18 protein-coding genes are annotated in these 25,126 nt (G+C 72.4%); 9 read left to right on the top strand and 9 right to left on the bottom strand.

Going from position 1 to position 25,126, the window contains the following annotated elements; translation table 11 throughout:
* Nucleotides 1-65: 65 nt before the first annotated feature.
* The 3 genes from dinB to ACQPZP_RS19745 all read right to left on the bottom strand — a co-directional run bounded on the left by dinB (nucleotide 66) and on the right by ACQPZP_RS19745 (nucleotide 5,402).
* The gene (gene dinB / locus ACQPZP_RS19755; protein ID WP_433479064.1) at nucleotides 66-1,241 is read right to left on the bottom strand and encodes a DNA polymerase IV; all 1,176 of its coding nucleotides are present in this window, start codon (nucleotides 1,239-1,241) and stop codon (nucleotides 66-68) included.
* Nucleotides 1,242-1,325: 84 nt separating this feature from the next.
* Nucleotides 1,326-4,250, bottom strand: a complete 2,925-nt coding sequence (locus tag ACQPZP_RS19750) for a glycoside hydrolase family 48 protein (RefSeq protein WP_433479063.1) — start codon at nucleotides 4,248-4,250, stop codon at nucleotides 1,326-1,328.
* Nucleotides 4,251-4,364: 114 nt separating this feature from the next.
* Nucleotides 4,365-5,402 (bottom strand): LacI family DNA-binding transcriptional regulator, encoded by a 1,038-nt coding sequence (locus tag ACQPZP_RS19745; RefSeq protein WP_433479062.1) that lies wholly within the window; start codon nucleotides 5,400-5,402, stop codon nucleotides 4,365-4,367.
* Nucleotides 5,403-5,646: 244 nt separating this feature from the next.
* On the opposite strand from ACQPZP_RS19745, the gene ACQPZP_RS19740 reads away from it, so the two are divergent.
* A complete protein-coding gene (locus ACQPZP_RS19740; protein WP_433479061.1) occupies nucleotides 5,647-7,125 on the top strand; it encodes a cellulase family glycosylhydrolase in 1,479 nt (492 codons plus the stop codon).
* Between the two features lie 43 nt (nucleotides 7,126-7,168).
* Nucleotides 7,169-8,884: a glycoside hydrolase family 6 protein gene (locus ACQPZP_RS19735; RefSeq protein WP_433479060.1), complete on the top strand. Its 1,716-nt coding sequence runs from the start codon at nucleotides 7,169-7,171 to the stop codon at nucleotides 8,882-8,884.
* A gap of 55 nt (nucleotides 8,885-8,939) precedes the next feature.
* Here the strand turns inward: ACQPZP_RS19735 and ACQPZP_RS19730 are convergent, their stop codons facing one another.
* Nucleotides 8,940-9,995, bottom strand: coding sequence for a lytic polysaccharide monooxygenase auxiliary activity family 9 protein (locus ACQPZP_RS19730; protein ID WP_433479059.1), 1,056 nt, complete (start codon nucleotides 9,993-9,995; stop codon nucleotides 8,940-8,942).
* Between the two features lie 85 nt (nucleotides 9,996-10,080).
* Nucleotides 10,081-11,061 (bottom strand): LysR family transcriptional regulator, encoded by a 981-nt coding sequence (locus ACQPZP_RS19725; protein WP_433479058.1) that lies wholly within the window; start codon nucleotides 11,059-11,061, stop codon nucleotides 10,081-10,083.
* 94 nt (nucleotides 11,062-11,155) lie between these two features.
* On the opposite strand from ACQPZP_RS19725, the gene ACQPZP_RS19720 reads away from it, so the two are divergent.
* Genes ACQPZP_RS19720 through ACQPZP_RS19710 form a run of 3 tightly spaced genes read left to right on the top strand, consistent with a single transcriptional unit; the run spans nucleotide 11,156 to nucleotide 14,170 of the window.
* The gene (locus ACQPZP_RS19720) at nucleotides 11,156-12,499 is read left to right on the top strand and encodes a CitMHS family transporter (protein ID WP_433479057.1); all 1,344 of its coding nucleotides are present in this window, start codon (nucleotides 11,156-11,158) and stop codon (nucleotides 12,497-12,499) included.
* Between the two features lie 20 nt (nucleotides 12,500-12,519).
* Nucleotides 12,520-13,857: an acyclic terpene utilization AtuA family protein gene (locus tag ACQPZP_RS19715; protein WP_433479056.1), complete on the top strand. Its 1,338-nt coding sequence runs from the start codon at nucleotides 12,520-12,522 to the stop codon at nucleotides 13,855-13,857.
* A complete protein-coding gene (locus ACQPZP_RS19710; protein WP_433479055.1) occupies nucleotides 13,838-14,170 on the top strand; it encodes an AtuA-related protein in 333 nt (110 codons plus the stop codon). Before ACQPZP_RS19715 ends, ACQPZP_RS19710 begins: the two co-directional genes overlap by 20 nt.
* On the opposite strand, the gene ACQPZP_RS19705 is transcribed toward ACQPZP_RS19710, so the two are convergent.
* From ACQPZP_RS19705 to ACQPZP_RS19695, 3 genes are read right to left on the bottom strand one after another with little or no spacing between them, the layout of a single operon-like run.
* Nucleotides 14,145-14,975, bottom strand: coding sequence for a carbohydrate ABC transporter permease (locus ACQPZP_RS19705; RefSeq protein ID WP_433479054.1), 831 nt, complete (start codon nucleotides 14,973-14,975; stop codon nucleotides 14,145-14,147). The two genes, ACQPZP_RS19710 and ACQPZP_RS19705, sit on opposite strands and share 26 nt — an antisense overlap.
* Entirely contained in the window at nucleotides 14,972-15,964 is a 993-nt protein-coding gene (locus tag ACQPZP_RS19700; protein ID WP_433479053.1) for a carbohydrate ABC transporter permease, read from the bottom strand. The genes ACQPZP_RS19705 and ACQPZP_RS19700 overlap by 4 nt, the downstream gene beginning before the upstream one ends.
* Complete coding sequence (locus ACQPZP_RS19695) at nucleotides 15,961-17,259, bottom strand: extracellular solute-binding protein (RefSeq protein ID WP_433479052.1); 1,299 nt, start codon at nucleotides 17,257-17,259, stop codon at nucleotides 15,961-15,963. Before ACQPZP_RS19695 ends, ACQPZP_RS19700 begins: the two co-directional genes overlap by 4 nt.
* Before the next feature lie 268 nt (nucleotides 17,260-17,527).
* Between ACQPZP_RS19695 and ACQPZP_RS19690 the strand changes: the two genes are divergently transcribed.
* Genes ACQPZP_RS19690 through ACQPZP_RS19680 form a run of 3 tightly spaced genes read left to right on the top strand, consistent with a single transcriptional unit; the run spans nucleotide 17,528 to nucleotide 22,451 of the window.
* Entirely contained in the window at nucleotides 17,528-18,562 is a 1,035-nt protein-coding gene (locus ACQPZP_RS19690) for a LacI family DNA-binding transcriptional regulator (protein ID WP_433479641.1), read from the top strand.
* Nucleotides 18,559-20,931, top strand: coding sequence for a beta-glucosidase family protein (locus tag ACQPZP_RS19685; protein WP_433479051.1), 2,373 nt, complete (start codon nucleotides 18,559-18,561; stop codon nucleotides 20,929-20,931). The genes ACQPZP_RS19690 and ACQPZP_RS19685 overlap by 4 nt, the downstream gene beginning before the upstream one ends.
* Complete coding sequence (locus ACQPZP_RS19680) at nucleotides 20,928-22,451, top strand: glycoside hydrolase family 43 protein (RefSeq protein WP_433479050.1); 1,524 nt, start codon at nucleotides 20,928-20,930, stop codon at nucleotides 22,449-22,451. Before ACQPZP_RS19685 ends, ACQPZP_RS19680 begins: the two co-directional genes overlap by 4 nt.
* Here the strand turns inward: ACQPZP_RS19680 and ACQPZP_RS19675 are convergent.
* Complete coding sequence (locus tag ACQPZP_RS19675; protein ID WP_433479049.1) at nucleotides 22,448-23,653, bottom strand: ROK family protein; 1,206 nt, start codon at nucleotides 23,651-23,653, stop codon at nucleotides 22,448-22,450. The two genes, ACQPZP_RS19680 and ACQPZP_RS19675, sit on opposite strands and share 4 nt — an antisense overlap.
* A 90-nt stretch (nucleotides 23,654-23,743) precedes the next feature.
* Between ACQPZP_RS19675 and xylB the strand changes: the two genes are divergently transcribed.
* Nucleotides 23,744-25,126 (top strand): xylulokinase, encoded by a 1,383-nt coding sequence (gene xylB, locus ACQPZP_RS19670; RefSeq protein WP_433479048.1) that lies wholly within the window; start codon nucleotides 23,744-23,746, stop codon nucleotides 25,124-25,126.

The following is a 25,126-nucleotide window of genomic DNA, read 5'->3' as shown; positions in this document are numbered from 1 at the left end:
TCCCCGGAAGATCATCGTCTCATGGAGCGCGGAGTGCTCGCACCCGGACCGACCGTGAGCGCCGGTCAGTCCGGGAGCATCGGGACCGAGACGCCCTGGTCGCGGCCCAGCAGGACGGCGCGGGTGATGGCGGACGAGCCGAACCGGCTGCGGACGTCGTCGACCGCCGTGTCCACGGCCGTGGCCTGGTCGAACGGGAGCGCCAGCTGGACGGCCCGGTCGTCGTGCAGATTGCCGAGCGACACGCCGATGAGGGTCAGGCCCCGGCTCTCGATCAGCGGCGCCGCGGCGGCGAGCAGGCCCCGAGCGGCGGCCAGGATCGCCGGGGTCTCGGCGGTCGCCTGGGCCAGCGTGTGCGAGCGCGTGGCGCGGGCGTAGTCGCCGAAACGCAGCCGGAGCGTGATCGTCCGGCACACGCGCCGGGCCTTGCGCAGCCGGCCGCCGAGCCGGTCCACGAGGCCGACCAGCATCGCGTCGAGTTCCTCGGGCGAGCGTCGGCGGCGGCCGAGCGCCCGCTGCGCGCCCATCGACCGCCGGCGTACCCCCGTCCGCACGGGACGGGGGTCGCGGTTGAGCGCCAGAGCGTGCAGGTGGCGCCCCGCACCCGGGCCGAGCATCGACACCAGCGTGGACTCGGGCATGTCCGCCACGTCCCCGACCGTGGTGACGCCGAACCCGGCGAGCTTGGCGGCGGTGGCCGGGCCGACGCCCCAGAGCCGCCGCACCGGGAGCGGGCGCAGGAAGTCCAGCTCTCCGTCCGGCGGCACCACGAGGAGCCCGTCCGGTTTGGCGACGCCGCTGGCGACCTTGGCGAGGAACTTGGTGCGCGCCACCCCGACCGTGATCGGCAGCCCGACCTCCTCGGCGATCTCCCGCCGCAGCCGCGCGGCGACCTCCGCGGGCTCCCGCCGCAGCCCGTCCACGTCCAGGAAGGCCTCGTCGATCGACAGCCCCTCCACCAAGGGCGTCGTCGCCCGGAACACGGCGAACACCGCCTTGCTCGCCGCGCTGTAGGCGCTCATGCGCGGCGGGACGACGATCGCCCGCGGGCACAGCCGCCGTGCCTGGCCGCCGCTCATCGCCGTCCGCACGCCGTGGGCCTTGGCCTCGTAGCTGGCGGCCAGCACGACGCCGCCGCCCACGATCACCGGCCGCCCGCGCAGCGCCGGATCGTCCCGCTGCTCGACCGACGCGTAGAACGCGTCCAGGTCGGCATGCAGGATCGAGGCACCACCGGACACGAACATATGTTCGCATACCCGAGCGGCCCGTGGCAGGGGTGCCCCCACGGGCCGCCGCAGGTCAGGCTGCGAACTCCTTCCAGGTCACTCGCTGAAGAGGCGGCCGTAGTCGGCCATGGCCAGGGCCACGTCGGCCTGGGCCCAGAAGCGGTGGTAGGTGAACACCGGTGCGGTCGAGCTGGTGCCGTTGGCGTAGGCCGCCACGCGGGCGTAGTCGGGGTCGCTCTTGTAGAAGGAACGGATGGACAGGAAGGTCGAACTGGAGTTGATCGGGTCGCCGTTCGGCATCTTGCCGCTCCAGCCGGACGGGACGTAGACCGGATCCGTGACGCGCCTGTAGTCGGTCTTGGTCTCCTGGACCGAGACGCCCTTCGCGTCGGTGTGCTTCCAGATGGCGTCGAGCAGGTCCTTGGCGGTCTGCTTGGCGTCGGCGTCACCGGACTTGGCGGCGTAGTACGTCAGAGTCTTGGCGTACGCGGCGGCCACGCCGACGTCGTCGGTGTAGTCCTGCACCGAGACGTGCAGGCCGGTGTTCGCGGACGGCATGCCGGAGGACGAGGACCAGTTCGCATCCGGCTGTCCGGTCCACTTCAGCGTGGACGGGATCTTGATGCTGCCGGTGGACGGGTCGGCCGTCGTCTGCGCCAGCGCCCACGAGACCCACTTGTCGAGGATCGCCTTGGCGGACGCGTCACCGGTGACCTGGTAGTACTCGGCCACGCGTTCCATCGACCACGCCTGGAAGCCGAACCACTGGTTGCTCGGCGGGTCGTGGTAGACGGGCTGCCAGTCGTAGGCCATGCCGAAGAACTCGGTCAGGCCGGCAGGCGGGGTGCTGTAGCTGCCCTCCCAGCTGTTGGTGACGCCGCCTGCGATCGCGCCCTCGGCGGACTGCAGCCATTTGTAGAGCTGCAGCTGCCGGGTGAGGCTCTTCCCCCAGTCGGCCTTGGCCGTCGCGCCCTTCGGCGCCAGCGCCGCGTCGTTCACGAGCGCGTATGCGGTCAGCGGGTTCTGGTAGCCGAAGTGCGAGGCGCCGTCGCCGATGCGCCAAGCCCAGCCGGCGCTCGTGTCCGTCGCGCCGCCCCATGCGTAGTACCAGGACAGCAGGTAGTGCTCGCTGTCCTTGCCCGTCCCGGCCGGGCAGGACGAGGCCGGGCGGCAGGCTCCGATCTTCTTGAAGTACTTGTCGAAGAACGAGTAGCGCAGGTAGTCGCCCATCTTTCCGGCCTTCGCCACGGTGGCCGAGACGTCGCCGGACTTGCCCTGGTCCTTGGCCCAGGCGTTCGCCCAGTACGCGGCCTGGATGGCGCGCGCGTCGGCGTCCGGAGCGTCGGTGAACTTCCACTGCCGGGCGTAGGACGAGTCCTTGATGAACAGGTCGAGGTACCCGTTGGTGCCGCCGAAGGCGAACTTGTCGCACGTCGGCTGCGGGACGGTCTCGAACACTGACTCCTGCGAGCCGCGCTGGTAGGTGTTGATGTAGGACGGGCCGTCGGCGCCCGGGCCCTCCTCACAGCCGCCGCCCGGCGTGTTCCCGTAGCCGTAGACGTTGTCGACGTCCTGCAGCCAGTGCATGCCGTAGATGTCGTCGGTGCCGTAGGCGGACTTCAGCTCGCTCGCGATCGGGTCCTGCCCGACGGGGATGCCCCCGTCGATCTGCGACGGGTAGTCGCTCACCTCGGGGTGCTCGGCGGCGTAGGTGGCGGGCTTGGACGCGTTGTAGAACGAGTTCGTCGGCTGGTCCGTGTGCGTCGGGATCATGTACTTCTCCATCAGCGCCCAGGAGGCGTTGAAGGGAGCCCAGTTCTGCGTGACCTTGCCGTACATGGCCTCCAGCCAGATGAGGTAGCTGTACGCCTCGGACGTCGTCTCGTGCCCGTGGTCGGGGGCCTCGACCATGAACGTCTCCACCGAGTGGTACGGGATGCCCTCGGGGCTGAAGTAGCCGTTCGCGGGGTCCTTGATCTTGTTGTACTGGTCGAGGAACCGCTGGGTGTAGGTGTCGCCGGAGGTCGCCACCTCGGTCGCGGTGACCTTCGCCGCCGCGTGGCCGGGCGCGGACGAGGTGAACGTCGCCTGGCCCGTGCCCGAGGCGTCCGCGGTGATCGTGACGTTCTGGGCGGTGGACCAGTTCTGCGGCGTGAAGGTGAGCGTCCCGCCTGCGGTCACGGACAGGCCGCTGTTGCCCGCGGTCCGGGTCGTCGCCACGGTCACGTTCGCGGACGGCGCCTCCGACAGTTTCACCGCGTACGTGGCCTTGGCGCCCTGGGCGACCGTCAGCGCGGCGGGGCTCGCGACAACGCTCGCCTCGGCGGTCACCGTGATGCCGACCGGCGCGGACTCGGCCGTCGCGCCGGTGCTGTCGGTCACCTTGGCATAGATCGAGTGGTCGCCCGCCTTCGACGGCGTCCAGGTCAGCCCGTAGGGCGCGCTCGTGTCGGCATCGCCGAGCAGGCCGTCCTGGTCGTAGAACTCGACCTTGGACACCGATGCCCCGGACCCGGCGGTCGCGGTCGCCGCAAGCGGCACCGCGGCGCCCACCGAGTAGGTCGCGCCGGCGGACGGGCTGGTCAGCGCCACCGTCGGTGCGGACGAACTCTGGTTGCAGGGGGTGCCGTTGAGGCTGAACGCGGAGGGGTCGGTGTTGGTCCCGCTGTAGGTGAACTGCGCGCCGACGTTCACCGACGCGCCGGAGGCCAGCGTCCTGTTCCAGCTTTCGTTCTCGACGGTGACGGCCTGGCCCGACTGCGACCACTTGGCCGACCAGCCGCTGGTCAGCTTCTGGTTCCCCGAGTAGGAGTACGTCAGCTTCCAGCCGTCCAGCGTGTCACCCTGATTGCTGATGTCGATGCTCGCGGTGAAGCCGCCGCCCCAGTCGTTCTTCTTGTAGACGACCTTGCAGGACGCCGCCGCGGCATGCGCCGGGGCCATGACGCCCAGGCCGCCGCAGAGCAGCGTCAGCGTCGCGCCCACCGCCGTGAACGCGCGCCATCGTTGACGTCTTCTCACTGTGTTCCTTCCTGTTGCGCCCGATGTCCGGGCATGGCGGGCTCCACCACCGGCGGAGCCCGGCGGCGGTGGTCGCGTGGGGTGCGGGACGGGGCCCGCGTCAGCCCGGGGCCGTCAGCCGGACTCCCGGATGATCAACTTGGTGCGCAGCACGACGCCGCGGTCGGTGCTCGGCCTGCCGCCGGTACAGGCGCGCAACTCGCGGGCGAGCCGGGCGCCGAGGTCCTCGGCCGGTTGCCGGACGGTCGTCAGCCGGGGCCGCACCTGCCGCGCGACCGGGGCGTCGTCGAACCCGACGACCGCGACGTCGTCGGGCACGCGGCGTCCCGCCCGGCGCAGCGCGCTGAGCGCCCCGACCGCCATCTGGTCGGACGCGGCGAGCACGGCGTCGACGTCCGGACGCCGTTCCAGCAGCCGGCGCATCGCCCGCTCGCCGGAGAGCCGGCCGAAGTCGCCCTGGCAGACGAGCCCGTTGACGCCCATCCCGGCCTCCTGCGCCGCGAGCCGGTAGCCGGCCAGCCGGTCGACGGCCGCGCCCATGTCGGCGGGCCCGGCGATGGTGCCGATGCGGCGGCGGCCGGAGGCGAGCAGGTGCCGGACGGCGGCGTGCGCGCCGCCCCGGTTGTCGACGTCGACGTACGGGAGCGCCACCTCGTCGAGGGGCCGCCCGGCGAGCACGACGGGCGCGCCGGCCGCGGCCTGCACGAGCGGGGCGACCTGGTCGCGGCGGGCCCCGACGAGCAGGACGCCCTCGGCGCGGCCGCCGCGCAGGTAGCCGGTGGTCGCCCGCCACTCGTCCGCCCGGCCGGCCAGGAGCACGACGAGCGGCGCGCGGCCGTCCAGCTCCCGCCGGACGCCCCACAGCAGGCGGGCGAAGAAGGGGTCGCCGAGGACGCGGCAGCCGTCCTCGCACACGACGGCGGCGATCGTGCCGGACGACTCCCGGTCGGGGGAGGCGGCCCGGCGCCGGACGTAGCCGAGCCGCTCGACGGCCGCCTCGACCTGGAGGCGCGCCGACCTGCTGACCCGGGCCGAGCCGTTGAGCACGCGGGACGCGGTGGCGGGCGACACGCCGGCGAGCTGCGCGACGTGGGCGAGGGTCGGGGGGCGGCCGGGGACGGCGGGGTCTTCCGGGGGGTGGGTGATGGTCACGCTTTCGGCACTCCCTTCGAGGGTTCCCGGCCTTTCGCGGGGGTGGACCGGGTCGGGAGTAGTGGGAGCGCTCCCAAGAATCCGTTCGGAGGCCGATCGTGTCAAGGCCGCCGCCGGAACGAATTACTCCGTGAAAGGAATGGAACAAGGCTTCCATGCCACGTCGGGGGCGTTCTACGTTCACCGCAGTCCAGGAGTGGGAGCGCTCCCAAACGGAAACACCCGATGTGAAAGCGGAGATCCAATGAGATCGCTTTCCCCCCGCACCGCCGCGGTGGCCGCGCTCACCGGTGCCCTGTGCACCGCGGGCTCGCTGGTCGCCGGAACCGGGAACGTGCTCGGCGCGCCGGCGGCCCATGCCGCCGTCGCCTGCCAGGTCGACTACTCCACCAATGACTGGGGCACCGGATTCACGGCCGCCGTCACGATCACCAACCGGGGACCGGCCATGAACGGCTGGACGCTGACGTATTCCTACACCGGGAACCAGCGGCTCACGAGCGGCTGGAACGGCCGGTGGTCGCAGTCCGGCGCGGCGGTCACGGTCGCCAACGAGAGCTGGAACGCGTCCCTCGCGACCGGCGCGGCGATCCAGGCCGGCGCGCAGTTCACCTACAGCGGCACCAACTCCGCCCCGGTCGGCTTCGCCGTCAACGGGACGGCCTGCAACGGCGGCACCGGTCCGACCGACCCCCCGTCCGACGGGCCGGCGCCGAAGCTGAAGGTGTCGGGGAACAAGTTCGTCGGCGCGGACGGCGGCACGGTGCGGCTGCGCGGCGTGAACCGGTCCGGCGGCGAGTTCGCGTGCGTCCAGGGCAACGGAATATGGGACGGCCCGATGGACGCGTCCTCGGTCACCGCCATTAAGAGCTGGAACGTCAACGCCGTCCGTGTTCCGCTCAACTCCGACTGCTGGCTGGGCTTGGACAACGTCGACTCCGCCTATCGCGGCGCGGCCTACCAGAACGCCGTCAAGAATTACGTCGCCCTGCTGGAGAACAACGGCATCACGCCGATCCTGGAACTGCACTGGAGCCACGGGCTGTGGGCGGGCTACGACAGCCATTGCCAGACCGCCGGCGCCGAATGCCAGAAGCCCATGCCGGACGCCCAGTACGCGACCGAATTCTGGAAGCAGCTCGCCACCGCGTACAAGGGCGACACGGCCGTCGTGTTCGACCTGTTCAACGAGCCGTACCCGAACAACCTCCAGGTCATGGACTACGCCCAGTCGTGGAAGTGCTGGCGTGACGGCGGCTCGGCCTGCACGGGCCTGACCTACGAGGCCGCCGGGATGCAGGACCTCCTGGACGCGGTCCGGGCCACCGGCGCGCAGAACGTCGTCATGGTCGCGGGCAGCAGCTACTCCAACGATCTCGGCCAGTGGCTCGCCCAGAAGCCGTCCGACCCCACCGGGAACCTGGCCGCGGCCTGGCACTCCTACAACTTCAACTACTGCAAGGACGCGTCCTGCTGGGACCAGCAGATCGCACCCGTCGCCGCGCAGGTCCCGCTCGTCGCCGGCGAGATCGGCGAGAACACCTGCGGCCACTCCTACGTCGACACGCTGATGGCCTGGCTGGACGCGCGCGGCGCGTCCTATCTCGGCTGGACGTGGAACACCTGGGACTGCTCCACCGGCCCCTCGCTGATCAGCTCCTACGACGGAACGCCGACAGCGTACGGCGCCGGGCTCCGCGACCACCTGCGGTCCGCCCCCTGAACCCGCCGGAAGAAGTCCACCCCAACCAGATGGAGGAATCCGGATGAAACACCCCCCTGCGCGCAGGAGCCGCGGCGCCCGCCGCGGTGTCGCGGCCGCCTCCGCGGCCGTCCTGCTCGCCTCAGGCACGGTCGCGCTGGCCCAGGCCCAGGCCAGCGCGGCCGCCGGCTGCAAGGTCGACTACACCACCAACGACTGGGGCACCGGCTTCACCGCCACCGTGAAGGTCACCAACCTCGGCGACGCGATCGGCAACGGCTGGACCCTGGAGTGGGACTTCGCCGGAAACCAGCAGGTGACCTCGGGATGGAACGGGACGTTCACGCAGTCCGGCAAGCACGTCACCCTGAAGAACCCGAGCTGGGCGACGACGCTGGGCACGAACGCGTCGGTCAGCCCCGGCTTCCAGGGCACCTACTCCGGCACGAACCAGGCCCCGGCCCAGTTCAAGCTGAACGGAACCGTCTGCGACGGGTCGACCGGCCCGACCGACCCCACCGATCCCCCGCCGTCCGGTGACCGCGCCGACAACCCTTACGCCGGGGCGAAGGTGTACGTGAACCCCGAATGGTCCGCCAAGGCCGCGGCCGAGGCTGACGGCGGCGCGATCGCGAACCAGCCGACCGGCGTGTGGCTGGACCGGATCGCGGCCATCCAGGGCGCGAACGGCGGGATGAGCCTGCGCGACCACCTCGACGAGGCCCTCGACCAGGGCGCCGGGCTGATCCAGCTCGTCGTCTACGACCTGCCGGGCCGCGACTGCGCGGCGCTCGCGTCCAACGGCGAGCTCGGCGCGACCGAGCTCGACAAGTACAAGACGCAGTTCATCGACCCGATCGCGCAGATCCTCGGCGACGCCAAGTACGCCGATCTGCGGATCGTCACCGTCGTGGAGATCGACTCGCTGCCGAACCTGATCACCAACACCGGCAGCCGGCCGACCGCCACCCCGAACTGCGACACGATGAAGGCGAACGGCAACTACGAGAAGGGCATCGCCTACGCGCTGCAGAAGCTCGGCGCGCTGTCCAACGTCTACAACTACCTCGACATCGGCCACCACGGCTGGCTCGGCTGGGACGACAACTTCGCCCCGTCCGCGCAGCTGCTCGCCGACGTCGCGCAGGCGTCCGGCTCGAAGGGCAACGTCGCCGGCTTCATCACCAACACCGCCAACTACGGGGCGACGCAGGAGCCCTACTTCACCATCAACGACAGCGTGAACGGCACGTCCGTCCGGCAGTCCAAGTGGGTCGACTGGAACCGGTACGTGGACGAGCTGTCCTACGCGCAGGCGTACCGCCAGCAGCTGATCAGCGACGGCTTCGACCCGGGCATCGGGATGCTCGTCGACACGAGCCGCAACGGCTGGGGCGGCGCGAACCGTCCGACCGGTCCCGGACCGAAGACGAGCGTGGACGCCTACGTGGACGGAAGCCGGACCGACCGGCGCATCCACCTCGGCAACTGGTGCAACCAGTCGGGCGCGGGCCTCGGCGAGCGGCCGAAGGCGGCCCCGGCGTCCGGTGTCGACGCCTACGTGTGGATGAAGCCCCCGGGCGAGTCGGACGGGGCCAGCAAGGAGATCCCGAACGACGAGGGCAAGGGCTTCGACCGGATGTGCGACCCGACGTACGGCGGCAACCCGCGTAACAACAACAACATGAGCGGGGCGCTGCCGGACGCGCCGCTGTCCGGGCACTGGTTCTCCGCGCAGTTCCAGGAGCTGCTCAAGAACGCCAACCCGCCCGTCCGGTAACCGGCCGCGAGCAAGAGCAGGCCCCGTGACCCGCTCCGGTCACGGGGCCTCTCCGTCAGGAGGTCATGCAGTGCGGTTCGAGCGCGGTCGCCGAACCGGGCGCCTTGACCGTGAACCCGAACGTCGCCGAGGCGCCGACGGCCAGCGCGCCGTTGTAGTTCGCGTTCTTGACGGTCACGTCCGGGCCGGACTGCGTGTAGCTGCCGTTCCAGAGGCTGTCGACCGTCTCGCCGTTGGCGAAGGTGAAGTGCGCCATCCATCCGTTGAGCGGGAGCGTGCCGGAGTTGGTGACGGTGATCTCGCCCTGGTAGCCGCCGGACCAGCTGCTGGTGGAGCGGTACGCGGCGGTGCAGACCATCCCCGGGTTCCCGGGCGGATCGGTCGGAGAGCCGTCGCCCTCGCCGACGCCGGTCACCTCGCCGTTGCCGCCGTCGAAGACCACGTCGGAGCAGCCGTAGAACGTCTCGTTGCTGTCGGAGCGCTGCCACACCGTGTAGATGATGTGGCGGCCGCTCTTGCCGGACGGCAGCGTGGCGTTCCAGTGGTAGTAGGCGTCCTCGTTGCCCGGCGATCCGACGCTCGGCGGGTCGGTGACGCTGTAGAACGGCTGGTCCTCCAGGTCGTCCCAGCTGAGCGGGCGGGTCGGGCTCCAGGTGTCCTTGGTGATGTAGGTGCGGAACGTCCCGGGGTGGGCCGCCCACTTGTTGTACCGGAACTCGATGCCGGCCCCCGACGTCAGGTGCGTGACCGGCCAGTCGTCGCGGGCCAGGTCGTAGCCGCCGAAGTCGTAGACGACCGCGCCGCCGCTGCACGGCTTCCCGTCGGGGATGAAGCCGCGGGTGCGGCCCGCGCCGTCCGAGCGCAGCACGGCGAACCAGTTGTAGAGCGAGGTCGTCCCGCTCTGCGCGACCGCCGCCGCGCAGGCGGGGTTGTGCGGGATGATCTGGCCGGTGGAGGACAGCCCGTCCTTCCAGCACAGGTAGGTGCGGCTGCCGGGCACCATCATCGCGCCGTGCGCGGACGCCGGCGCGGCGGTCAGCAGCGCGCCGGCCAGCATCGCGGGGCCGAGCACCGCCCCGGCGGCCAGTGCCCGTCGTCTTCGCTTTCCCATGTTCCTCCCGTCACGGGCCAAGGAGTGTCGTGTGAGCGGACGCTAACTCCGCTCCGTCACGCCCGTGAACGGTCCTTTCAGCCTTTCACCGGCCGTTCGCCGCAGAGGTCCATTCGGCGCCCTCGGGCAGGTCGAGACCGAGCCGCGGGCTCGCCTCCAGAAGCTCCAGGAAATGCCGGACGGCCGGCGCCTGCGGCCGCCGCGGGTCGAAGACGACGCCGATCGGCCGGGTGAGGGAGGGCCGCTCCAGGGGGCGCCGTTCCAGCCGGGCGAACTCGATGAGCGGGAGCACCAGCCCGGGCACCGCCGACACCCCGAGCCCGGCCGCCGCGAGCCCGGCGACGGCGGCGATGTTGCGGGCCTCGGTGACCGGGCCGGGTCGCACGCCCGCCTCCCGCAGCCCCCGGTCGGCGAAGATCCGGACGCTGCTGGCCCGGTCGAACGCGATGAACTCGCGTCCGCCGAGGTCGGCCCAGGGGACGGGCTCGCCGGCCCGGCGGCGGCCGAGCGGGTCGCCGGGCGGGAAGGCGCAGAAGAAGTGGTCGGCGGCGATCTGCCGGAATCCGAGCGGGCCGGGCGGCTCGGTGAGGACGGTGACGGCGAGGTCGGCCTGCCCGCCGACGACGCGTTCCAGCACCTGGCCGAGCAGCGCGTCCTCGATCTGGACGCGCACGTCGGGACGCTCGCGCCGGTACCGGGAGACGACGGGCGGCAGCAGCGTCGCCGCCAGGGACGGCAGCGTGGCGATCCGGACCAGCCCGCGGGTCCCGGCGAGGAACCCGGTGAAGTGGTTGACGCCCCGGTCGAACTCGCCGACGATCCGCTCGGCGACGGCGGCGAACTCGTGCCCGGCGGGGGTGAGCAGCACCTGGCGGGTCGTACGCTCGAACAGCGTGACTCCCACCCGCCGCTCGACCTCGGCGACCGTCCGGCTGAGGGACGACTGGGCGAGGCGCATCCGCTCCCCCGCCGCCGTGAAGCCTCCCTCGCGGGCCACCGCGAGGACGATCCGCAACTGCTGGATGGTCAGGTCCATGCCCTCGCCCGATTCATGCGCCCAATTCATGCGTGTACCGCATCAATGCATGTCCAATTGATGTTGGACCCACAAGAGTGCCGTGGCTCACACTCATGGGCAACTCCGGACAAGGGAGGTCCCCATGGTGGCCACGCTGGGTTTCGTGACCATCGGGCTGTTTCTGGCCCTGACCGTCACGCGGCGCCTGTCGGTTCTGCTCGGCCTGGTGCTGGTGCCGGTCGCGACGGCGCTGGCCGGCGGGTTCGGCGGCGAGCTCGGCGAGATGATCGCGGACGGCGTGGCCAAGGTCGCCCCGGTCGCCATCATGATCACCTTCGCGGTGCTGTACTTCAGCCTGATGATCGACACCGGGCTGTTCGACCCGGTGATCCGCCGGGTGCTGCGCTGGGCGAAAGGCGACCCGACGCGGATCACCGTCGGCACCGCCGTGCTGACGCTGTGCGTCGCGCTGGACGGCGACGGCGCGTCCACCTTCCTGATCACGGTGTCCGCGCTGCTGCCGATCTACAAGCGGATCGGGATGCGGCCGCTCGTGCTGTCCGGCGTGGTGTGCCTGGGCGCCGGGGTGATGAACCTCGTCCCGTGGGGCGGCCCGACCGCCCGCGCCATGGCGGCGCTGAAGCTCGACAGCTCCGAGCTGTTCGTGCCGCTGCTGCCCGCGATGGCCGCCGGCATCGCCTGGGTGCTGTTCGCCGCCTGCATGATCGGGCGCCGTGAGCGGGCCCGGCTGCGGGACGAGGGGCGCGGCGAGGTCGTCCTGGAACCCGGGACCGAGGCCGGGCGGGAGACCGGGGTGCCCGGCGGCGGCCCGGGAACGCCCGCCGCCGCGGAGCTCCGCACGCCCGCCGGATGGCGGCTCTCGTTCAACCTCGCGCTGACGATCGCGCTGATCGTCGCGCTGGTCGCCGAGCTCATGCCGCTGGAGGTGCTGTTCGCGCTGGCGTTCGCGGTCGCGGTGCTGGTCAACCGGCCCGCCTGGACCCAGCAGCGCGAGCTGCTCGACCGGCACGGCCCGAACGTCGTGCTGGTCACCACGATGATCTTCGCGGCCGGGGTCTTCACCGGCGTCCTCGGCGGCACCGGAATGATCAAGGAGATGGCGGAGGCGCTGGTGTCGGTCGTCCCGGACGGGGCGGGAGGCCTGCTGCCGGTCGGCACCGCGGTGACGAGCATGCCGCTCAGCCTCGTCTTCACCCCGGACGCCTACTACTTCGGCGTCATGCCGGTCATCGCCGAGACCACGTCGAGCCTCGGCGGCGACCCCGCGGAGATCGGCCGCGCCGCACTGCTCGGCCAGATGACGACCGGGTTCCCGCTGAGCCCGCTGACCGCGTCGACGTTCATCCTCGTCGGGATGACGAAGGTCGAACTGGGCTCGCACCAGCGGTTCATCTTCGGCTGGGCGTTCGGGACGACGATCGTCATGACCGCGGCCGCCCTGCTCACCGGGGCGATCACGGCGTGACCACCGGATCGGGGGACGACATGGCACGACCGGACCGCAGCGTGCGGATCGGCAGCGGCGCGGGGTTCGGCGGCGACCGGATCGGACCGGCCGTGGACCTCGCCGAGCGCGGGAACCTGGACGCGCTCGTCCTGGAATGCCTGGCCGAGCGGACGATCGCGCTCGGCCACCGCCGCCGCCTCGCCGACCCCGGCCAGGGCTACGACCCGCGCCTGCAAGCCCGCCTGACGGCGCTGCTGCCGCCGGCGGTGCGGGGAGGCGTGCCGATCCTGTCCAACATGGGCGCCGCCAACCCGCGCGCCGCGGGCGAGGCCGCCCGCGCCGTCGCGGCCGGACTCGGGCTGGACACCCTGAAGATCGCCGTCGTGACCGGTGACGACGTGCTCGACCGGATCGACCTGGACGCGCCCGCTCTGGAGGACGGCCGCCCGATCGGCGAGCACGGCCCGGTCATCTCCGCCAACGCCTACCTCGGCGCCGACGCGCTGCTCCCGGCGCTCGACGCGGGCGCCGGCCTGGTGCTCACCGGCCGCGTCGCGGACCCGTCGCTGTTCCTCGCGCCGATCGCGCACGGGCTCGGCTGGGAGACCCGCGACTGGCCCCGCGTCGCGGCGGGGACGCTCGCCGGCCACCTGCTGGAGTGCGCCGGGCAGATCACCGGCGGTTACTTCGCCGACCCCGGGGTCAAGGACGTCCCCCGCCTGGCCGACCTCGGCTTCCCGTTCGCCGACGTCCGCGCCGACGGGTCCGCCGTGATCGGCAAGCTGCCGGGCACCGGCGGCCTCGTCTCGCGCGCGACCGTCCGGGAGCAGCTGCTGTACGAGATCACCGACCCGGCCGCGTACCGCACCCCGGACGTCCTGCTGGACGTGCGCGGAGTCACCGTCGAGGAGGCGGGTCCCGACCGCGTCCTCGTGCGGGGCGCGGCCGGGCGGCCGCGTCCGGGCACGCTGAAGGTCAGCGTCGGCTACCACGCGGGTCACCGCGCCGAGGCCGAGATCTCCTACGCGGGGCCGAACGCCAGGGCCCGCGCCGAGCTGGCCGGCCGGATCGTCGCGGAACGGCTCGCCCCGGCGGGCCTCACCCCGCGCCTTGATGTGATCGGACCGGCCGGCCCGGCGGACGACCCCGGCGGCGAGTGCCGGCTGCGGGTCGCCGCGCTCGCCCGCGACCCCGGGCACGCCGAGGACGTGTGCCACGAGGTCGAGGCGCTCTACACCAACGGCCCGGCGGGCGGGGGCGGCGTCCGCACGCGGGTCGACGACGTCGTCGGCATCGTGTCGACGCTGCTGCCCCGTGAGGCCGTCGTCCCCGCCACCGAGATCCTGGAGGCACCCGTTGCCCGTCCCACTGCATGAGATCGCGCACGCGAGGGCGGGCGACAAGGGCGACACCTCGACGCTGTCGGTGTTCCCGTACCGCGACGAGCACTACCCGGACCTCGTCCGGGAGCTGACGGCCGAGGCGGTGCGGCGGCATCTCGGTGCCCGTGTGCGCGGCGAGGTCGTCCGGTACGAGCTGCCGAACCTGTGCGCGCTGCAGTTCGTCTGCCGGCAGTCGCTGGACGGCGGCGTCACGACGTCGCTGGCACTGGACGCGCACGGCAAGGGGCTCGGCTCGCGCCTGCTCTCCCTGGAGATCGAGCTCAGCCCTTCGTCGCGCCCGCGGTGAGCCCGCCGATCAGCTGGCGTTCGGCCACCGCGTAGAAGGCGATCGCGGGGACCATCGCCAGCACGATGTAGGCGATGACGAGCGCATAGTTGGTCGCGTACTGCCCCTGGAACTGCTGGATCCCGACGGGGATCGTCTGCCATTTCGGGTCGGCCAGCACCAGCAGCGGCAGGAAGAAGTTGTTCCAGCTCGTCACGATGGCGAGGACCGACACGGTGCCGAGGGCGGGCCGCGCCATGGGCAGCAGGATGCGCCAGAAGAATCCGAACCGGGTGCAGCCGTCCATGATGGCGGCCTCCTCCAGCTCCGCGGGGATCGTCCGGAAGAAGGACCGCAGAATGATGATCGTGATGGGCAGCGCGAACGCGGCCTGCGGCAGCACGATGCCGAGCGGGTTGTCCAGGAGCCCGAACGAGCGCAGCAGGACGAACAGCGGCAGCACCGCCACGGCGGGCGGGAACATCAGCCCCGCCGCGAACAGCGTGAAGAAGAACTCGCGGCCCCGGAACGCGTAGCGGGCGAACGCGAACGCCGCCAGCGCCGACACCGCGACGGTGATCAGCGCGGTGGCGGCGGCGATCATGACGCTGTTGCCGATCTGCCGCCAGAAGTCGCCGGACGAAAGGATGCCGGTGTAGTTCGACACCTTCCAGGGATGCGGCAGCCCGATCGGGTTCGTGGTGAGGTCGCCGGTGGTCTTGAACCCGGAGATGACCGCGTACAGAAGCGGGACGACGATGAAGGAGCCGAGCACCCACACGAGTGTGTGCCGGGACAGGCTCCGCGCGACCGTGGGACGGCTCATCGGCGGCCTCCCGCCGAGGTGACGGCGCCCTGCAGGTCACGGCGGAGCGCGTAGCGCTGGTACAGCAGGGAGAAGACCATGCTGATCAGGAACATGGCCACGCTGATCGCGCCGGCATAGCCCATCTGGTACCGCTTGAAGCCGAACTGGAACATGGTGACGGCCATCGTCTCCGTGGAATTCGTCGGCCCGCCGGTCGTGGTGACCCACACGAGGTCGAACAGCTGGATCGAGCCGATGACGGACAGGAACACGCTGATCCGCAGGGTCGGGCCGAGCAGCGGCAGCGTGACGGCGCGGAACCGCCGCCACGGCCCGGCCCCGTCGATCGAGGCCGCCTCCAGGACCTCCGCCGGGATGCCCTGCAGCCCCGCCAGGTAGATCATCATGTGGAAGCCGAAGTACTTCCAGGTCATGACGGCGAACAGGGTGGGCAGCGCGGTGCCGGGGTCGGAGAACCACTTCCCGGCGAGGCCCCCGAGCAGGGGCAGGTCTTCCACGAGCTTGTCGGCGAGCCCGGTGCCCGGCAGGAAGATGATGCCGAACAGGACGCCCGCGATCACCTCGGACAGGATGTAGGGCGCGAAGAAGATCGCCCGGTACACGGCCCGGCCGCGCATCCGCTGGTTCAGCAGGACGGCGGTGCCGAGCGCGATCGGCAACTGGACGAGGATCGACAGCACGACCAGGACGAGGCCGCGCCACAGGTCGCCGCGGAAGACGGGGTCGCCGGACAGCTTCCGGTAGTTGTCCAGGCCGACGAAGTCCTCGGGCCGGCCGAAGCCGCCCCACTTGAAGAAGCTCGTGTAGAACGCGACGAAGATCGGGATCAGGACGAAGAAGAAGAACAGCAGCAGTGCCGGCAGCAGGAACCAACTGGCCGAGATCCAGCCGCGCAGCCGTTTCCCCGCCGGCGCCGAGCGGCCCCGCCTGCGCGGGGCCCGTACGGCGGGCCGCGGCCGGTCGTCGGTGGTGGCGGACAGCGTCATTGGCTCTTGGCCACCTTGGTGACCTGCTGCGCGACCTCCTCGGCGGTCTTCTTGCCGCCGATGAGCGCCGCGACGCTGTCGTTGACCTGCTGCCCGACGGCGGGCGGGAACGCCTGGTCCAGGTACAGCTGGAACCCGGTGGAGTTGTCCAGCGCCTCGGCGACCATCTTGCGGTTCGGGTCGCTCAACGATTTCTCGGCGCCCTTGACGACCGGCATGAAGGCGCCCGAGGAGACGAGCTTGCTCTCGTTCTCGTTGTTCATCAGGAAGGTGAGGAAGTCCATGGCCTCCTTGGGCGCGTCCTTGCCGAGCGAGTGCCCGTTGCCGCCGCCGAACACGTCGGTGACGGTGCCCTGGCCGCCGTCGACGGTCGGGAACGGGAACCAGCCGAGGTCGTCGCCGATGCCCTTCCCGGAGGCGTCCTTCTCCACCGCGGGCGCCCACTGGCCCATCAGCTCCATGCCGGCCTTCCCGGCACCCATCGTGGCGGCCTCACCGCCGGGCGTGTCGTACCCGGCGTTCTGGAAGCCGGCCTGGAAGGGCTGCAGGTCGACCAGCTCCTTGAGGTGCCCGCCCGCCTGGACGAACGCCGGGCCGCCGAAGTCGTTGCTCTTTGCGGCCTGCTCCATCGCGGCCATGCCGCCGACGCGCATCGCGAGGTAGGCCCAGTAGTAGTGGCCGGGCCACTTGTCCTTGCCGCCGAGCGCGATGGGGGTCACGCCCGCGGACTTGAGCTTGCGGACGGCGTCCAGGAACTCGGCCCAGGTCTTCGGGGTGTCCTTGATCCCGGCCTTCGCGAAGTGCCGCTTGTTGTACCAGAAGCCCGCCATGCCCATGTCGTACGGAATGGCGTAGGTCTTCCCGTCGAACTGGTACGCCTTCTGCGACACCGGCGTGATGGTGCTCAGGAGGCTGCCTCCGTCGGAGGTGAGGTCCTTGACCAGCCCGGCGTCGATCTGCTGCTTCAGCACGCCGCCGCCCCAGGTCACGTAGATGTCCGGCAGCTTGCCGGAGGCGACGAGCGCCGTCATCTTCGACTTGAAGGCCTCGTTCTCCAGGTTGGTGAGCTTGATCTTGACGTTCGGGTGCGCGGCCTCGTAGGCCTTGGCGACCTGCGGGTAGATCGACTTGGACGGCTCGGTGGTCGCGATGTCCATCCACTCGATGGTCACCTTGCCGTTCCCCGACCCGGAGTCGCCACCGCAGGCGGCGAGCATGGGCGCGGCCGTGACGAGGACGGTGCCGGCGGAGACCGCGGTGAGGAAGGAACGGCGCGACAGGTGTGGGGTGCCCATGGTGGCCTCCTGGATCGGGGGTGGGCGGGGCCTGGGGCGGCGGGACGGACGGCCGGCCGCTCGAAAGATTTCGAAACTCTTCGATGTTCCGTTGCCGTGGAACTCTAAGAAAGGGGCCCTCCACGGTCAAGGGTCCAATGGGTATTAGCCATCAAACCCCGGGAAGAAAGTCGGAACTCGGGGCTAGGAGAGAGCGAAACATTGCGATACTGTTCGCAATCGTTTCCTCGGGGAGGAGTGAAGCGTGCCCGTGCGCACCACCGACGAGATGCCGGATCCGCCGTCCCGGCCGACGCTGGCACTGATCGCGTCCGAGGCGGGGGTCTCCCCCGCCACGGTCTCCAAGGTCCTCAACGGACGCACCGACGTGGCCGCCGCGACGCGCGAGCGCGTGGAGGCGCTGCTGCGCACCCACAACTACCCCGGCCCGGGCGGGACGCGCCGCGCCCGCAGGTCCGGCCTGATCGACCTGGTCCTGGCCGGCCTCGACAGCCCGTGGGCGGTCGAGATCCTGCGCGGCGTCGAGGCCGAGTGCGCCGAGCACGGCACCGGCGTCGTCGTCTCGCTGGTCCGCGAGGACGACGCCCGGCCGCCGAGCTGGCAGAACCTGCCCGCGCTGCACCACAGCGACGGGGTCATCCTGGTGACGTCCCGGATGACGCGGCGCCAGCGCGAGCAGCTGGAGCGGGCCGGCGTCGGGCTCGTCCTGGTGGACCCGGTGAACCTGCCGGACGCCGAGATCGCCAGCGTCGGCGCCACCAACTGGGCGGGCGGCCTCGCCGCGACCGAGCACCTGATCGGGCTCGGCCACCGCCGCGTCGGGATGATCGGCGGCCCCGCCGACATGCTCTGCACCCAGGCCCGGGTGGACGGCTACCGGACCGCGCTGGAGCGCGCCGGGATCGAGGTCGACAAGGACCTCGTCCGGTACGGCGACTTCCACCACCAGGGCGGTTTCGCCCGCACCCGCGAGCTGCTGGAACTGCCCGGGCCGCCCACCGCGATCTTCGCGGGCAGCGACGAGCAGGCCATGGGCGCCTACCAGGCGGCCCGGCTCGCCGGGCTGCGCATCCCCGAGGACCTGAGCGTCGTCGGCTTCGACGACCTGCCCACCTGCGAGTGGCTGTCGCCACCGCTGACGACCGTCCGGCAGCCGCTGGAGGAGATGGGCCGCGTCGCGGCCCGCACCCTGCTCCAGCTGCTGGACGGACGGCCGCCGCTGACCCCCCGCGTGGAGCTGGCCACCGACCTGCGCGTCCGGGCCTCCACCGCACCGCCGCCCCCCTCGGAGGATGACAAGTGAGCGAAGCGATCCGGGGGGTGCGGGGGGTCGTCCCCGCACCCGGAACGGAGACCGGAGCCGTCCCGGCCGCGAGCGCGACCCGCGAGCCCTGGCGGGACCGCGGGCTGCCGGCCGCCGAGCGGGTCGCCGACCTGCTGGCCCGGATGACGCCGGAGGAGAAGGCGGGCCAGCTCGCCGGCTTCTGGGCGATGCCCGCCGAGCCGGGCGAGCCCGTGGCGCCGATGGAGGACGACTCGCACGAGGACGCCCCGTCCCTGGAGGACGTCCTGGACCGCGGGCTCGGCCAGCTCACCCGGGTGTTCGGCACCGTCCCGGTCACGCCGGCCGAGGGCGCCGCCCGGCTCCGCGACCTGCAGGGCCGCGTCGCCGCCGGGAACCGGTTCGGCGTCCCGGCGATCGTGCACGAAGAGTGCCTCAACGGCTTCATGACCTGGGGCGCCACCGTGTTCCCCAGCCCGCCCGCGTGGGGCGCCACCTTCGACCCCGAGCTCGTGGCCGAGATGGCCGCGGCCATCGGTGCGAGCATGCGGGCGGCCGGCGTCCACCAGGGCCTCGCGCCGGTGCTGGACGTGGTCCGCGACGCGCGCTGGGGCCGGACGGAGGAGTGCATCGGCGAGGACCCCTATCTCGTCGGGGTCCTCGGCACCGCCTATGTGAGCGCCATGGAACGGTCCGGCATCGTCACGACCCTCAAGCACTTCGCGGGGTACTCCGCGTCCCGCGCCGGCCGGAACATGGCCCCGACGCCCATCGGGCCGCGCGAGTTCGCCGACGTCGTCCTGGAGCCGTTCGTGATGGCGCTGCGCGACGGAGGCGCCCGCTCGGTCATGCACTCCTACACCGACGTGGACGGGATGCCCGCCGCGGCCGACGAGCGCCTGCTGACCGGCCTGCTGCGCGAGGAGCTGGGCTTCACCGGCCTCGTCGTCGCCGACTACTTCGGCGTCTCGTTCCTGGAGACCCGGCACCGGGTGGCCGGGTCGCGGGGCGAGGCCGCCGCGCTCGCGCTGCGCGCCGGCGTCGACGTGGAGCTGCCGACGGTCCGCTGCTACGGCGCTCCGCTGATCGAGCAGGTCCGGCGCGGGACCGTCCCGGAGGAGCTGCTCGACCGCGCCGCCGGCCGCGTCCTGACCCTGAAGGCCGAACTCGGCCTGCTGGACGGGGATCCCGCCGGCGGGGACGGGGCCGCCCTCGACTTCGATCCTCCCGAGCACCGGGCGCTGGCCCGCCGGCTGGCCGAGGAGTCGGTCGTTCTGCTGGCGAACGACGGCGTGCTGCCGCTGCGCTCCGGCTCCGGCGTCGTGCTGGCCGGGCCGCTCGCGGACGACCCGTCGGGGATGATGGGCTGCTACACCTTCCCGAGCCACGTCGGCCGCCAGCACCCGGAACTGCCGCTCGGCGTGGAGATCCCGACGCTGGCGGACGCGCTGCGCGCCGAGCTCCCCGGCGTCCGGGTGGCCGGCTCGGACGACGTCTTCGTCGCCGACGACGCCGACATCGAGGCGGCGGTCGCGGCGGCGCGGGACGCCGAGGTGTGCGTGCTCGCGCTCGGCGACCGGGCCGGGCTGTTCGGCCGCGGCACGTCCGGCGAGGGCTGCGACGCCGAGACGCTCGCGCTGCCAGGACGGCAGGCCGAACTCGCCGCGGCCGTCCTGGACACGGGGACGCCCACGGTCATCGTGATGCTGACCGGGCGTCCCTACGCGATCGAGACCATCGCCGACCGGGCCGCCGCCGTAGTGCAGGCGTTCTTCCCCGGCGAGGAGGGCGGCCGGGCCGTCGCGGGGATCCTCGCGGGGCGGGCCGAGCCGTCCGGGCGGATGCCGATCAGCGTGCCGCGCCGCGCGTCCGGGCCGCCCGTCACCTACCTGCGGTCGCTGATGGACGGCGGGCACGACTGGAGCATGGTCGACCCCGTCCCGCTCTACCCGTTCGGGTACGGCCTGACCTGGACGTCCTTCGAGTACTCGGACCTGAAGGCCGGCGAGCGGGCGGCCACCGACGGGACGGTCACGGTCAGCGCCGTCGTCCGCAACACCGGGGAACGCGCCGGAACGGAGGTGGCGCAGCTGTACCTGTCCGACCCGGTCGCTTCGGTGGTGCGCCCGGCGCGCTGGCTCGCCGGCTGGGCGAGGATCCGGCTGCAGCCGGGCGAGGCGGCACGGGCCGAGTTCCGGGTGCACGCCGACCGGACCTCGTTCACGGGTCCCGACCTGCGGCGCATCGTCGAACCGGGCGTCGTCGAGGTCGCGGTCGGCCGGTCGAGCGCCGATCTGCCGCTGCGCGGCTCGTTCACGCTGGACGGCCCCGTCCGCGAGCTCGGCCCGGACCGCGTCATGACCGTCCCGGTCGAGGTCACGCCGCTATGACCGTGTTCGGCAACCCGGTGCTGCCGGGCTTCCACCCCGACCCGTCGATCTGCCGCGCGGGCGACGACTTCTACCTGGTGACCTCGACCTTCGAATGGTTTCCCGGCCTGCCGGTGTTCCACAGCCGCGATCTGGTGCACTGGCGGCAGATCGGGCACGCGCTGGACCGGCCGGAGCAACTCCCCCTGGACGGGGTCCCCGCCTCCGGTGGCCTGTACGCGCCGACGCTGCGCCACCACGACGGCACCTTCTACCTGGTCTGCACGCTCGTGGACGGCACCGAGTGGTCGGGCCACTTCGTGATGACCGCACCCGATCCCGCCGGGCCGTGGTCGGACGCCCGCCGGCTCGCCGGCGACGGGATCGACCCGTCCCTGTTCTTCGACGACGACGGGCGCGCGTGGTGCACCGGCACCCGGCCGACCGGGAAGTACGAGGGGCACACCGAGATCTGGCTGCGCGAGTTCGACCCGTCCGCACTGGCCCTGACCGGTACCGAGCACGTGATCTGGGACGGGGCGGTCAAGGGCGCGATCTGGTCCGAGGGCTCCCACCTCTACAAGATCGACGGCCGGTACCACCTGCTCACCGCCGAGGGCGGCACGGCGATGGACCATGCCGTGATGGTCGCGCGCGCCGACACCGTCACCGGACCGTACGAGGGGAATCCGCGCAACCCGGTGCTGACCCACCGGAACCTCGGAACCGGGCACCCGATCGTCGGGACCGGACACGCCGATCTCGTGGAGACCCCGGACGGCGAATGGTGGATGGTCCTGCTCGGCATGCGGCCGCACCACGGCGACCGGTGCAACCTCGGCCGGGAGACGTTCCTGACCCCGGTCACCTGGGAGGACGGCTGGCCGGTCGCCGGGGGGCGGGTCGAGCCGAGCCACCCGGTCCCGTCGCTGCCACCGCATCCGTGGCCGGCGGTACCGAGGTGCGACCAGTTCGACGGGCCCGAACTCGGTCCCGTGTGGAACATGCTGCGGACTCCCCGCGAACGCTGGTGGAGCCTGGCCGATCGTCCGGGACATCTGCGGCTGCGCGTCCGTCCGGAGAGCCTCGCCGACGTCGCCAACCCCTCATTCGTCGGGCGACGGCAGCAGCACCGGGCCTTCGCCGCCTTCACCGCGCTGGACTTCACCCCCGTCTACGAGGAGTGGGCGGGGCTCGCCCTCGTCCAGAACAGCGACTTCCACGTGCTGCTGGTGTCGACGAGCCAGGGGTTGCGCCTCGTCAAGCGGGAGCAGGGCGTCGAGACGGTGCTGGCCAAGGGGCCGGCCGTTCCAGGCCCTGTCCGGCTGGGTTTCGAGGCCCACGGACGCTGGTACCAGGCGTCGTACTGCACCGTGCCAGGGGATTGGACGCCGCTCGGCGAGCCGGTGGACGGCGACATCCTGAGCAGCCAGGTCGCGGGCGGTTTCACCGGCGCCTACATCGGCCTCTACGCGACCTCCAACGGCCGGGCGAGCGGCAACCACGCCGACTTCGCCTGGTTCGAGTACGTCCCGCTCTAAAGGAGGAGCGCGGGGTCGGCGATCACGCGCTCCACGACGAGGCCGGCGGCGCCGAGGACCGCGGCGCCCTCCGCCAGCCCGGAGACCTCGACCGGCGGCGCGCCCCGCCGCAGCGCTCCGGAACCGTCCGCGAGGACGGACTCCAGCGGCGGCCGGACCCACGCGGCCAGCGGCGAGAAGACCCCGCCGAGCACGATGGTGTCGGGGTCGATCAGGTTGACGGCCGAGGCGAGCGCGCCGCCGAGCGCCCGCCCAGCCCGCGTCACCGCCTCCAGGGCCGCCGGGTCGCCCGCGTTCAGCCGGTCGACGAGCCGGCCCACCGATCCCTCGGGGCCGGCGGCCGGGCGCGTCACCGGGAGGCCGGCCGCGCGGAGCATCGCGTCCTGGCCGGCGATCTGCTCCAGGCAGCCGCGCCCTCCGCAGGAGCACGGGGGGCCGGACGGCTCGGCGACGAGATGCCCGAGTTCACCGGCGAAGCCGTGCGCGCCGCGGAACACGCGCCCGTCCACGACGATGCCGGCGCCGATCCCGATCTCGCCGGAGACGTGCACGAAGTCGCCGAACCGGGCGCCGTCGCCGAACCACAGCTCGCCCAGGGCGGCCAGGTTGGCCTCGTTGTCGTACTCGGCGGGCAGCGCCATCGCGAGGCCGGGTGTGCCGGTGATGGCGACGTCCGTCCAGCCGAGGTTCGGGGCGTGCCGCACCACGCCGGTGTCGCGGTCGAGCAGTCCGGGCAGGGCGACCGCGGCGCCGGCGACGGTCAGCCCCTGCCCGGCGGCGGCCGCGACCGCCTCGTCCGCGAGTGCGGAGAGGGCGGCGAGGACCGCGCCGGGCTCCCGGTCGCGGTTGTCGGAACTGATCACATGCCGGTAGCGGACCTGCTTGGCGAGGTCCAGGACGCAGGCGGCGAGGTAGTCGACGTTGACCTCAAGCCCGAGCCCGGCGGCGCCGTCGCCGTGCAGGGACACGCCGACGCCGGGACGCCCGCGCTCCCCCTCATGGACGGGCGCCCCGTCCCGGACCAGTCCCGCGCCCTCCAGCAAGGCGACGAGGTTGGACACGGTGGTCTTGGTGAAGCCGGTGAGGTCGGCCAGGCGCGCCCTGGTGACCGGCTGGTGACGCGCCACCTGCTCCAGGACGACGGCGAGGTTCCGCTCACGCATCGTCGCGTGCCGGACGGGGGCGTTCGCGGACTTCGTCATGGACAAACCCTAAATGAATCGGGTGTATAGGCAGGGCGGAGACCCTCTGCTAGGTTAATTAGTCCAAGCTCTTTACGAAAGGCGGGACGGATGTCCGAGCGCCTGGTCGCGGGCATCGACTCCTCGACCCAGTCGACGAAGGTCGTGCTGTGCCGCGCGGACGACGGCGCCGTGGTGGCGGAGGCGTCCGCACCGCATCCCGACGGCACCGAGTGCCACCCCGACCACTGGCAGGACGCGCTGTCCCAGGTCCGGGAGCTGCTCGAACGGGCCGACGCGGTCGCGGTCGCCGCCCAGCAGCACGGCATGGTCGCGCTGGACGGCGCGGGCGAGGTCGTCCGCCCCGCCCTGCTGTGGAACGACACCCGCTCGGCGCCGCAGGCCCGCGCGCTCGTCGAGGAGTGCGGCGGCGCGAAGGCGTGGGCGGAGCGGACCGGCAGCGTGCCACTCGCGTCGTTCACCGTGACCAAACTGCGCTGGATGGCCGAGCACGAGCCGGAGAACGCGCGGCGCACCGAGCGGGTCATGCTTCCCCACGACTGGCTGACGCTGCGGCTGGGCGCGCGCGAACCGGTCACGGACCGCGGTGACGCCTCGGGCACCGGCTACTGGTCCCCCGCGTCCGGCGCCTACCTGCCGGACCTGCTGCGCGCCGCGCTCGGCCACGACGCGGAGACGCCGCGCGTCGCCGCCCCCGGCGAGCGCGCCGGCGAGACGGCCTGGGGCGCCACGCTCGGGCCCGGCACCGGCGACAACATGGGCGCCGCGCTCGGCCTCGGGCTGCGGCCCGGCGACGTCGTGGTGTCGATCGGCACCTCCGGGACGGCGTTCGCGGTCGCGGACGGGCCCGCCGCCGACCCGTCCGGCCTGGTCGCGGGCTTCGCCGACGCGACCGGCCGGTTCCTGCCCCTCGTGTGCACGCTGAACGCCGCGCGGGTCCTGTCGGCCGCCGCCGCGATGACCGGCGCCGCCCTGGACGAGCTGTCCGCCCTCGCCCTGGCCGCCGAGCCCGGTGCCGGAGGCCTGACGCTGCTGCCCTATCTCGACGGCGAACGCACCCCCGACCGCCCGGACGCGACCGGCGTGCTCGCCGGGCTGACCACGTCCAACGCGACGCGGCAGAACGTGGCCCGTGCCGCCGTGGAGGCTCTGCTGTGTTCGCTCGCCGACGCCGTCGACCATCTCGCCGCGCAGGGCGTCCGGCCGCGCCGCACCCTGCTGATCGGCGGCGGCGCCCGGTCCGCGGCCGTCCGCGCGCTCGCCCCGGCGATCTTCGGGACGCCGGTGACCGTCCCCGAACCCGCCGAGTACGTCGCCCTCGGCGCCGCCCGCCAGGCCGCCTGGGCACTCGCCGGGACGCCGGAACCCCCCGAATGGCCCGCACGGCCCTCGACCGAGCACACCAGCGAGCACACCGGGACGGACGTCCGCGAGCGCTATGCGGCGCTGCGCGACTCCGCCCCGGAGATCTGA

The sequence above is a fragment of the Spirillospora sp. CA-142024 genome, from assembly GCF_050942325.1.
In the GTDB taxonomy this organism is placed as follows: domain Bacteria; phylum Actinomycetota; class Actinomycetes; order Streptosporangiales; family Streptosporangiaceae; genus Spirillospora.
This window is presented reverse-complemented; position numbering and strand designations above follow the sequence as displayed.